5 protein-coding genes are annotated in these 11638 nt (G+C 76.0%); 4 read left to right on the plus strand and 1 reads right to left on the minus strand.

Annotated elements, in window-relative coordinates:
- Positions 1 to 432 precede the first annotated feature (432 nt).
- Both BBH68_RS15295 and BBH68_RS15300 read left to right on the plus strand, forming a co-directional pair.
- On the plus strand, positions 433 to 2550 hold the full coding sequence (locus BBH68_RS15295; protein WP_065962696.1) for an asparagine synthase-related protein: 2118 nt from the start codon (positions 433 to 435) through the stop codon (positions 2548 to 2550).
- Positions 2551 to 2749: 199 nt separating this feature from the next.
- Positions 2750 to 6919: a BTAD domain-containing putative transcriptional regulator gene (locus BBH68_RS15300; RefSeq protein ID WP_065962699.1), complete on the plus strand. Its 4170-nt coding sequence runs from the start codon at positions 2750 to 2752 to the stop codon at positions 6917 to 6919.
- A 101-nt stretch (positions 6920 to 7020) separates the two neighbouring features.
- On the opposite strand, the gene BBH68_RS15305 is transcribed toward BBH68_RS15300, so the two are convergent.
- Positions 7021 to 7746: a TetR/AcrR family transcriptional regulator gene (locus tag BBH68_RS15305; protein ID WP_065962701.1), complete on the minus strand. Its 726-nt coding sequence runs from the start codon at positions 7744 to 7746 to the stop codon at positions 7021 to 7023.
- A 323-nt stretch (positions 7747 to 8069) separates the two neighbouring features.
- On the opposite strand from BBH68_RS15305, the gene BBH68_RS15310 reads away from it, so the two are divergent.
- Positions 8070 to 9425, plus strand: a complete 1356-nt coding sequence (locus BBH68_RS15310) for an NAD(P)/FAD-dependent oxidoreductase (RefSeq protein WP_065962704.1) — start codon at positions 8070 to 8072, stop codon at positions 9423 to 9425.
- A gap of 261 nt (positions 9426 to 9686) precedes the next feature.
- Positions 9687 to 11585 carry an ATP-binding SpoIIE family protein phosphatase gene (locus BBH68_RS15315; protein WP_065962707.1) on the plus strand — a complete coding sequence of 633 codons (1899 nt, stop codon included), beginning with the start codon at positions 9687 to 9689 and terminating at the stop codon, positions 11583 to 11585.
- Positions 11586 to 11638 lie beyond the last annotated feature (53 nt).

Consider the following 11638-nt stretch of genomic DNA (forward strand, 5'->3'; position numbering starts at 1 on the left):
CGACCGCGGCCGGGCTGCCGTGCCGGACCGGGGAGGGGGAGGCCCGGCGCGGCAGCCCCCTCGCAAGTGCCGGGGGCACGCACCGTATTGACGCCTATGCGCCCTCGTGCGCCCTTGTGCGCCCCGCTCATGGCAGCATGGGCCACGGCGGAGCGGTCCGTCGCGCCGACGGCGGTTCCCTTATGTCGCGTTCCGCGCCCGACAGAACGTGGGCTGGGATGTGGGCGGGGCATGTGCGGGACTTGGCGGGATCACGTCTTGTGATCAACCCTGTTGTTCCTGTGGTCGACTACGGTCAAAGGACATCCAGGAGATCCATGTAGTTGTCCGGTTCGATGCCGAAACCGTCGACGTGCTGTGCATGATGGCACCTACTTTCTTGGCTGCCTTCTCTCTTGGTTGCCTTGTTTGTCCACACCCTGTGGAGGCGCGATGCGGTGGTTGGTGGGGTGGAGCAGTACCGCATCGGGGCCGGACCCCGCGCAGGGCCGCGCGATCCAGCCGGTCGGTGCCCACCTCCTGTGGGCGGACCCCGATCCGCTGTGGGCGGTCGGCGACTGGCGGCCCGACGAGGTACGCGTCGTCCAGGCCGACCCCTTCTCCCGCCTCGCCGTCTTCGGCTGCTGCGGCGCCTCCGACGACGAGCTGCGCGTCGGCCTGTTCGCCGCCCGCGGCGGTGCCCTGCGCCACCTCACCGCCTGGCCCGGCAGCTACACCGCCGTCGCCCAGGTCGGCCGCCGCACCACCATCGTCGGCGACCTGGCCGGCGCCCGGCCCGTCTTCCACACCGACTGGGGCGGCGGCACCGCGTACGCCACCGCCGCCCTGCCGCTCGCCGACCTGATCGAGGCCCAGCTCGACGTCGGCCACCTCGGCGCGCTCCTGGCCTGCCCCGACTCCCCGGAGGCGATGCGCGACGGCACCCCGTACCTGGGCGTCAGACGCGTGCCCCCGGGCCACGCGCTGATCCTGCGCGACGGCGCCCGCGACATCATCGGCTACGAGCCCACCGCCTCGCTCGCCGTCGCCGCGCCCCAAGCCGACCAGGAGCAGGCCGTGGAGGGTGTACGGGACGCCCTCGTGGAGGCCGTACGGGCCAGGCTCACCGCCCCTCGCCACGCCCCCGAGACCGGCGGCGGCCTCGACCCCGGACCGGTCCCCGGCATGGGCCCCGCCGAGCGGCGCGCCGCCCGCGGCGCCCCGGCACCCGGCATCGGCGCCGACCTCTCCGGGGGCAGCGCCTCCGCCACCCTGGCCCTGCTGGCCGCCGGACTCCCCGGCATGCCCGGCACTCTGCCCGGCACCCTGTCCGGCCAGGGCACGGAGGCAGGCCAGCGGCTCCTCGCCGTCACCTTCAACGACCTGGCCACCGCCGGCGGCGCCCGCTCCCGCGAGGCCGAGCTGGAGCGGGCCGGCGCCATCGCCGCGGACCCGCGGCTGCACCACGTCGTGGTCGCCGCGGGCGAGGAGGCGCTCCCGTACGCCGCGCTGGACAGTGGCCCGCTCACCGACGAACCCGGGCCCTCCATCGTCGTCGCCGAGCGCCACCGCCGCCGGCTCGTCGCGGGCAGCGCCGACCACTTCGTCGGCCACGGCGCCCGGCAGGCGCTCGACGCCCACCCCGCGCGCCTGGCCGACCTGCTGCTCGACCGCCGACGCCGCCACCTGCTGCGCCCCGCCACCGCGCTGGCCAAGGCCGACGGGCCCACCGGCCACTCCTTCTTCGTGCCCTTCACCGTCTACCGGGCGGCGCGCAAGCTGGCCCGCACGTCCTACCGGGACGGCGTCGAGGACGCCGCCAGCCGCCTCCTGGAGCGGCGCTTCACCGACGACGGCGGCGGCGCGGCGGGCGGCAAGGGCGGCCGCGGCGTCGTCTCCGCATCCCTCGCCGCGCTCGCCTGGTGCCGGCCCGGCCCCGCCGCGCGCTGGCTCACCGGCGAGGCGCTGGCCGAGGTCTCGCTGCGCCTGGCGGAGGCCGCGGCCCGCCCTGTCACCCTGCGCCGCCCGGGCGAGCGGCGCGCCGACGCGGCCCTGGCCAGGTACGCCGCCGACCACCGGGTGTTCGAGCAGGCCGCCGAGGTGCGCAGCCAGCGCCTGCACGCGCCCTTCCTCGACAACCAGGTCGTACGGGCCTGCCGCGCGCTCCCCGAAACGCTTCGTGTGCAACCCGGGGCGCGCGCGGCCGTGCTGCGCGCGGTCCTCGCCGGAGCGGGCATCCGCGACCTGCCGCCCGGCTGGGGAGCCCCGTCCCACGCCGCCCACGCCGCCGCCGTACGGGCCGGGCTGCGCGCCTGGGTGGGCGAGGTCGTCAGCCTCTTCGACGCCCCGCTGCTGGCCGACGCGGGCCTGGTCGAGGCCCGCGTCGTACGCAAGGCGCTGCGGGCGGCGGCGGAGGGGGAGCGGCTGCCCCTGGACGGGCTGGCCGAACTGGTCTCCACGGAGGTGTGGCTGCGGCGGCTGCTGGCCCGGCGCGGCACCTGCTGGACGGGGACGGCGGCGCCGCGGCAGCGGGCGGTGGCGGGCGGGGTGGTCCCGCGGCTGGGCTTGTAGGGGCGTGGCTGGGCTTGTAGGGGCGTGGCTGGGCTTGTGGGGGCGCGGCGCGGGGCTCGTGGGGTGGGGATGCGCTCGTGGGGGCGGGTTGTGCTTGTGGGGGCGAGGCAGTGCTTGTCGGGGCAGGGGGCGGCGGCGCGGCGCGCCAATTGGTCGTGTGTTCGCATAATTCGATCGACGCCCCGAGGACAATGACCCCGTGCGGTATCTGATCCTCGGCTCGGCCGAAGCTCGCGACGACGACGGGAACCCCCTCCCCCTGGGCGGTCCCCGGCTCCGCGCGCTCCTCACCGCCCTCGCCATGCGCGCCGCACGGCCCGCCCCCGCGCCCGTGGACGTCCTCATCGACGAACTCTGGACCGACGACCCACCCCAGGACGCGCCCGCCGCCCTCCAAGCGCTCGTGGGCCGGCTGCGCAGGGCCATCGGCCGGGATGCGGTGGTCTCCTCGCCCGGGGGCTACCGCCTCGCCACCGCCGGGCCCCAGGACGTCGATCTGCTCCACTTCGAGGCGCTGACGAGGAACGGCACCCGGGCCCTCGACGCCGGAGACCCGGGGACGGCCGCCGAGGTGCTGCGGCAGGCGCTCGCGCTGTGGCGCGGCCCCGCGCTGGCCGACCTGCCGGACCGGGACGCGGCCGCGGCCCGCCCCGAGGCGCTCCGGATGGCCGCGCTGCACCGCCGTATCGACGCCGACCTCGCCCTCGGCCGCGCGGCGGACGTCATACCGGAGCTGCGCGGGCTCGTCGTGGACCACACCCTCGACGAGACCTTCCACGCGCAGCTCATCCGCGCGCTGCACGCGTCGGGCCGTACGGCGGACGCGCTCGCCGCGTACGAGACGGTCCGCCGGACCCTCGCCGACCACCTCGGCGCCGACCCGGGCGCGGACCTCAAGGCGCTGCACGGGCGGCTGCTGTCTGGGGAGCCCGCCCCGCTCCCGGCCGGCGCGGGACCGGCCACCGGCGGCGAGGCGGGGCGCGGCGGCGGGGCGGGGCGGGGCCACCATGGGCCCGCGGCGCCTCTGGGATCCGCGTCGGCCGGTGTGCCGTATCCCGCTCCCGAACCTTCTGGCGCGGCCCACGACAGCGCGAGCGCCCACGACAGCGAGGGCGCCCACGCCGCGCCGGCCCCCGGAGTCGGGCACGCCCGCCCCGCCGCCGAGCAGCCCCCCGGGGTTCAGGCCCTCGCTCCTGAGACGGCCCAGGGACCGGGCTCCGTTCACGGGCGAGCCGCCGCCCACGCCCCGTACCCCGGCCGCGACGACGCGGCGGCGCCGGGAGCGCCGTCCGGCGGCCCCGGCCCCGGGGCGCCATACGGCCGGGACGCGGCCGACGCGGCGTACGAAGCGGCAGCGGCCGCCGCGGCCCACGCGACGGCGCCCCACACCGCGTACGCCCCCCAGGACCCCGAAGCCCCGGGCCCGCGCCGCCCCGGCGGGCCCGCCCACGACGCGCTCCGCCCCGCCCCCGCCGGTCCCCCGCCCGCGCTGTCGCCGAACGGCGGGACCGGGGCGGGCGGGGGGCCGGGCGCCGGCTCCCGTCCGCGCGGCAACCTCCGCCCCCGGCTCACCAGCTTCGTCGGCCGGCAGACCGAGATCGGCGACCTGCGCCGCGACCTGGGCGGCGCCCGCCTGGTCACGCTCACCGGACCCGGCGGGTCCGGCAAGACCCGGCTCTCCGAGGAGACCGCCGCGACCGTCGCGGCCGCCTACCCGGACGGGGTGTGGGTGGCCGAGCTCGCCAAGCTCGACCATGCCGCCGCCGTCCCCGGGGCCGTGCTGAGCGCCGTCGGCGACCGCGAGAGCCGCCTGCTCGCGACCGGCCTCGAAGGGCGGAAGGGCGGGGCGGACGGCGCCGACCCGACCGCGCGCCTCGTCGAGCTCTGCGCCCACCGCCGCCTGCTGCTCCTGCTCGACAACTGCGAGCACGTCATCGACGCCGCCGCACGGCTGGCCGAGACCCTCCTCGCCCACTGCCCCGGGGTGACCGTGCTGGCCACCAGCCGGGAGCCGCTGGGCGTGCCCGGCGAGACCGTACGGCCCGTGGAGCCGCTCCGGCCCGTGCCCGCCCACCAGCTGTTCGCCGAGCGCGCGGCGGCCACCCTGCCGGGCTTCGACCCGGCGAGGGATCCGGAGACGCCGGCGGCCGTCGCGGAGATCTGCCGCCGGCTGGACGGCCTGCCGCTGGCGATCGAGCTGGCCGCCGCGCGGCTGCGGATGCTGACCGCCCGGCAGATCGCGGACCGGCTCGACGACCGCTTCCGGCTGCTGACCAGCGGCAGCCGGACGCTCCTGCCGCGCCAGCAGACGCTGCGGGCCGTCGTCGACTGGTCCTGGGAGCTGCTCGACGAGCGGGAGCGCACCGTGCTGCGCCGGGCGTCGGTGTTCGCGGGCGGGTGGAGCCTGAGCGCGGCGGAGGCGGTGTGCGCGGACGCCTCGCCCGCCGCCGACCCGGGCGTCGGCACGGCGGCGTACGAGGGGGCGGCGGGGCCCGGCGTGGCGTACGACCAGGCAACCCAGGACGGCGCAGCCCACGACGGGGGAGCCCACGGGGGCGCGCCCCATGCAGGCGCGCCCCGAGCCGGCGTACGCGCGTCCGCGCACCCCACCGCGTCCGCGCACCCCAACGCGTCCGGCGATCCGGGCGCGTCCGGCGCCCGCCCCCGTACCCACATCGCCCCCGGCGAGGTGCTCGATCTGCTCGGGGCGCTGGTCGACAAGTCACTCCTGGTCGTCGACCACCCGACGCCCGACCAGGGCCCGGAGGACCCCGCCGGCGCCTCGGCCGCCGCGCCCGCCGAGGTGCGCTACCGCATGCTGGAGACCATCCACGAGTACGTCGGCGAGCGCGCCACCGAGGACACCGCCGCGCGAGCCGACCACGCCGCCGCCGTCGCCCGGCACATCGCCCACTTCCGCGACTTCATCCGCACGGCCGAGCCACGGCTGCGCTCCGCCGAACAGCTTCCCTGGCTGCACCGGGTCGAGACGGAGCTGGACAACATCCGGGCCGCGCTGCTGCGCTCCCTGGAGGCGGGCGACGAGCGGACCGTGGTCGAGTTCGTCAGGTCCATGAGCTGGTTCTGGTGGCTGCGCAACTACCGGGACGAGGGCGGGGCCTGGATCCGCGAGGCGTTGAAGCTCGGCGGAGTCCTGAGCGCTGACGACCTGGAGAGCGTGCTCGGCTCGATCCCCGAGGACGTCCCGCCCGGGCAGGACGGCGTCGACGAGGCCGCCACGCGCTACTGGGACCAGATGGACCTGCGGCTGATGCTGTTCTTCCTGAACGCCGACAACGCCGACGGCGCCACCATGGCCACCCCCGGGTTCCAGACCGCGGCCCGGCGTATCCGCGATGCCTACAGAGACCACCCCGGCCCGCGCGCCGCCCGCTTCCCCGGCATGCTGTGGCCCTTCTCCGGCTTCGTCCTCGGTGGCCACAACGCGGTCCTGCCGATGACCGACATCGCGGTGGCCAACTGCCGGGAGTACGGCGACGACTGGGCGCTCGGCGTGGTGATGATGTTCCGCGTCCACCTGGTCATCGACTCGCCGGGCGGGGTGATCCACGCCGAGGAGGGGTGGGCGGAGCTGCGGGAGCTGAGCCGGCGGGTCGGCGACCGGTGGATGTTCGCCCAGGTCGAGACCGCCGCCGGAGAGATGGCCACCAACCGGGGCCGTCTCGACGAGGCCCGGGCCGCCTACCGGACGGCGCGGCGGCTCGCCCGGGAGATCGGCGCGCACACCGAGACACCCTTCATCATCACCCGGCTCGCGGACGTGGAACTCCACGCCGGGGACCTCGACAGCGCGGAGAAGCTGCTGGACCTCTCCGACGAGGAGGCGGAGCGCCGCGGCACCCGGGACGTCCAGTCCTTCAACCGCTTGCTGCGCTCCCTGATCGAGTTGCGGCGCGGAGACCCGGTCCGGGCCCGGGTGCTGTGGGAGGAGGCGCGGCGCGTGGGGGACCAGGCGACCCCGCCGCCCCAGTTCCGGGTGGTGCTGAACGGCCTGGACGCCCGCCTCACCGCCGAGGAGGGCGATACCCCCGGGGCGCTGCGCAAGATACGCGAGGCCCTGAGCCAGGGCGGGGAGGTCGGATGCTCGGAGGTGCTGCTGGCCCAGCAGGCGGAGACCGCCGCACACATCCTGGTGGGCTGCGGGAAGGAGCGCCTCGCCGCCCGGCTGCTGGGCGCGGCCGACGGCTGGCGCGGCGAGCTGCCGCGCACCCCGCTTCCGCGTCAGGAGGTCGAGAAGGTCGCGGAGGCCACGCACCGCGCCCTGGGCCGCGAGGCGGCCCGGGCGCTGCGCGCCGAGGGCGCGGGGCTGTCCGTCGAGCAGGTCGTCGACCTGCTCGACGCGCCGTGAACGCGCCGTGAACGCGCATGTATGACGCAGGCCCCCGCAGACCGCTTCCGCTCCGGGGACGGACGCCGCGTCCGTCCCAGGTCAGCGCTCCGCGCGGCGCCTCAGCTCGCCGGGCGGGACCGCAGGCCGTCCAGGAGGATGTCCAGCAGTCGCGCCGAGGCCGCCGCCTGCTGGGCCGCGTCCGGCAGGGAGGGGGCCGCCGTGGCGATGACGAGCAGCACATCGGCCACCGTCACGTCCGGCCGCAGCTCGCCCGCTTCCCGCGCCCGCTCCACCAGCTGGCCCACGACCTCCAGCAGCGCCGCCGCGCCCGCGTCGTCCGGGCCGCCGGGGACGGCGCTGGGCTGCTCCACCAGCCGCAGCTCCGGCTGGGGAGGGTCGGCTAACGCCGCCTGCCGCTGCTGCGGCACCCGGATCTCCGCCTCCGCCTCGACGCCGACCCGCAGCACCTGGGGCGGCAGCAGCCGGCCCGCGCCGGAGGCCACCGAGGTGCGCAGGAACCGGGCCAGCGCCGACCACGGCTCGTTCTCCTGGCCGAGGGCCGCCCGCGCCTGGTCGGTCAGCCGGGCCGTCTCCTCCTCCGCTATGCGGCGCACCAGGACGTCCTTGCTGGGGAAGCGCCGGTAGACGGTGCCCACCCCGACCCGCGCCCGCCGCGCGACGTCCTCCATGGGAGCCCCGTACCCCAGCTCCCCGAAGACCTCGCGCGCCGCCCGCAGCACATGCTCGAGATTGCGCTGCGCGTCCACGCGCAGCGGAGTGTTCCGGCCGCCGGTCCCGTCCGCCGACGCGACGGCTGACGACCAATGAGAACCCTGAAGCTGCATAGTGATCCCCCGGTAATGACGTCTCCCCCCGGAGACTCCCCGCCCAGAATTGCCGGGGCAGTCTCGACCCCGACAGGTAGTACGAACATAGTTGAGCACCGGTCAAGAAAGAAGGGGGTAGGTCCGGACAGATCGACCCACGTTCGGAGTACCGCACCGCCCATCCCCGCTTCCCCGGCCGCCCACCACCCCGCGCGCCCCTACTGACCTGCGCACCTTCCGTACGCCAGACCGAATGGGCGCCGGGCGCCGCCCCGGGACCGCCGGTCACACAATTCGTCGGGGCTGTGGACAAACCGCGGCTGTGCGTGCGTCATGGGAGAGTGAAGGAACCTGCGCGCATTCTCGTTGTCGGCGGCGGCTACGTCGGGATGTACACCGCGCTGCGCCTCCAGCGGAAGCTGAAGAAGGAGCTGAGGCAAGGCGACGTACAGGTCATCGTGGTCGACCCCGAGCCGTATATGACCTATCAGCCGTTCCTCCCCGAGGCCGCGGCCGGATCCATTTCGCCACGCCATGTCGTCGTGCCGCTGCGCCGCGTCCTGCCCCAGTGCCAGGTCGTGATCGGCGAGGCCACGGCGATCCACCACGGCAAGCGCACCGCGACCGTCAGAACCCTCGCCACCGAGGAGGAGGGCACCGGCTCGATCGAGATCCACTACGACGAGCTCGTGCTGGCGCCCGGCTCCGTCTCCCGCACCCTCCCGGTCCCCGGCCTGGTCGACCACGGCATCGGCTTCAAGACCGTCGAGGAGGCCATCGGCCTGCGCAACCACGTCCTGGAGCAGCTGGACATCGCGTCGTCCACCCGGGACCCCGACGTCCGGGACGCCGCCCTCACCTTCGTGTTCGTCGGCGGCGGGTACGCGGGCGTGGAGGCGCTCGCCGAGCTGGAGGACATGGCCCGCTACGCGGTCCGCTACTACCACAACATCTCGCCCGAGGACCTGAAGTGGATCCTGGTGGAGGCCACCGGCCGCATCCTCCCCGAGGTCGGCGAGGAGATGGGCAAGTACGCGGTCCGCGAGCTGCGCGGCCGCAACATCGACGTACGGCTGGAGACCCGCCTCGACTCCTGTGTGGACCGGGTGGCCGCGCTGAGCGACGGCTCGCGCTTCCCCACCCGCACCCTGGTGTGGACCGCGGGGGTCAAGCCGCACCCCATCCTGGCCTCCGCCGACCTGCCGGTGAACGCGCGCGGCCGCCTGAAGTGCACCGCGGCCCTCCATGTGGACGGGGTGGAACACGCCTGGGCGGCCGGGGACGCGGCGGCGGTCCCGGACCTGACGGCGGAGGAGCCCGGAAAGGAATGCGCCCCCAACGCGCAGCACGCCCTGCGCCAGTCGAAGGTGCTCGCCGAGAACGTGATCGCCTCCCTGCGCGGCCGCCCGCTGAAGGACTACGCGCACAAGTACGCCGGCTCGGTGGCCTCCCTGGGCCTGCACAAGGGCGTCGCGCATGTGTACGGGCGGAAGCTGAAGGGCTACCCGGCCTGGTTCATGCACCGCGCGTACCACCTCAGCCGGGTGCCGACCTTCAACCGCAAGGCGCGGGTGCTGGCCGAGTGGACCCTGTCGGGGCTCTTCAAACGGGAGATCGTCTCGCTCGGTTCGCTGGAGAACCCGCGGGCCGAGTTCAAGCTGGCCGCCGACACCGGCCGCCATCCCGAGGCCAGTTGACGCCCGTTCCGGCGTGTCGGGGCCGTCGGGGCGGTGGCGGGAACTCCCCCTACCCGACCGGCGTCTCACGGATGTCAGTCCGGTCGGCCACACTGGACGTGTGACCATGGGTGGGCTCGTATCTGCAAAGAGTGACAATCGCGAGGATTCGGAAGTTTGCTGCATTCCCCTGGGGGCCGCCCCCCGCACCCACACCCGCACCCCTCTCCCGACCCCCGCGCCGGCGCGCCGCTCAGCCACAACCTCGCGAGGTAACCCCCGGTGAACTTCACACGCTGGAGCGCCCGGCTTCCCCGGACACAGCGACGCACCGCCGCCCGGGCCGACCGCGCCGCGCGGCGGCCCCAGCCCGCGGCCGCCGCCGGCGGCTCCGTCCCGGCCGCCCGGGGCGAGCGCTCGGACGCCGCGGACCGCGGCGAGCCTCCGCCGCCGGGCGCGGCCGGCCCGGGCGCGGAGGACGGGCTGCCCGCCGCCGTCCCGACCCTCGACGGGCTGTCCGTCCATGACGTCCTCGGCCAGGTCCCGGCCCTGGTCGCGGTGGTCTACGGCCCCGATCACCGCATCGCCTATCTCAACGACTCCTATACGGCCATCTTCGGCGCCCGCACGCCCGGCTCCTCCGCCCGCCAGTCGCTGCCCGAGCTGAGGGAGCTGGGGCTGCTGCCGCTCATGGACCAGGTCCTGCGCAGCGGCCGCCCGCGTACGGTCAAGTCCCGGCGCGTCTCCGGGGCGCGGCAGGGCTACTACACCTTCACCTGCTCGCCCATCGAGATGGCCCAGCCCACCCAGCCCGGCGCGCCCGCTCAGCCTGTCCAGCCCGGCCCGGACGCCCAGCCCGGTCTGCCCGGACCGGCCGGTCTGCCCGACGTGCCTGCCGCGGCCGGGCTACCCGCCCCGCCCGACCTCCCCGCCCCGCCCGACCCCCCTGCCCCGGCCGCCGGACAGCCGTCGGCCGCCGAGTCCCCGCTGCGCGGGGTGCTGGTCTTCGGCGCCGACGTCACCGACCAGGTGGAGGCCGCGGAGCGGCTGCGCGCCAGCGAGCGACTGCAGCGCCAGGCCGCCGTCACCCTCCAGCGCAGCCTCCTCCCGCAGGAGCTCGAGCAGCCCGACGACCTCAGGGTCGCCGCCACATACCAACCGGGCGGCACGGACGCCGCCGTGGGCGGCGACTGGTACGACGTCATCACGCTCGGCGCCGGCCGCACCGCCCTGGTCATCGGCGATGTCATGGGCCGTGGCGTCCGCGCCGCCGCCGTGATGGGCCAGCTGCGCACCGCCGTCCGCGCCTACGCCCGACTCGACCTCCCCCCGCACGAGGTGTTGCAGCTCCTGGACGGCCTGGCCTCCGAGATCGACGCCAGCCAGATCGCGACGTGCGTCTACGCCGTCCACGACCCGAACGAGAACCGCCTGGTCTACGCCTCGGCGGGGCATCTGCCGATCCTGGTCCGCGACCAGGACGGCACCGTGCGCCGGGCCGCCGAGCCCACCGGGCCCCCGCTCGGCACCGGCGTCTGGCTGCACACGTCGGGCTCGGTCCCCTTCGGCCCCGGCTCCAGCGCGGTGCTGTACACGGACGGCCTGGTGGAGCGGCGCGACAAGGACATCTACGAGGGCGTCGCCGCCCTCGAGCGGGTCTTCTCGGGGGCCACGGGCAGCCCGCAGGTGATGTGCGACCGCCTCATCCGGGCGCTGGGCATCACCGCCGAGCACGACGACGACGTGGCCGTCCTGGTCCTCCAGCACCCCGCCCGCACCGGCCATGACGCCGAGCTGTTCCACAACGCCGCGCTGGAACTCCTCGGCGGGGTGGAGGCGGCCCCCCGGGCGCGGGCCTTCGCCTCCGGGGTCCTGGCCAGCTGGCGCTTCCCCATGGAGCTGCGCGACCTGGGCGTGCTCGCCGCCAGCGAGCTGGTCGCCAACTCGCTGCAACACGGCGTGCCCCCGATGCGCCTGCGGCTGCGCCGTACGGACCGCCGCCTGATCATCGAGGTGACGGACGGCGACGAGCATCTGCCGCGCCGCCGCCGGGCCGAGCCGGTCGACGAGGCGGGGCGCGGCATCTCGATCGTCGCGACCATCGCCTCGTCCTGGGGCTCGCGCCGCACTCCGGACGGCGGCAAGGCGGTGTGGTGCGAGTTCGCCCTCCCGGCGGGCTAGGGGAAGACACCCCAGGACCGCCCGCACCCGCACCGCCCGCGCCCGGGCCACCC

The organism is Streptomyces sparsogenes (genome assembly GCF_001704635.1).
Lineage (GTDB): Bacteria > Actinomycetota > Actinomycetes > Streptomycetales > Streptomycetaceae > Streptomyces > Streptomyces sparsogenes.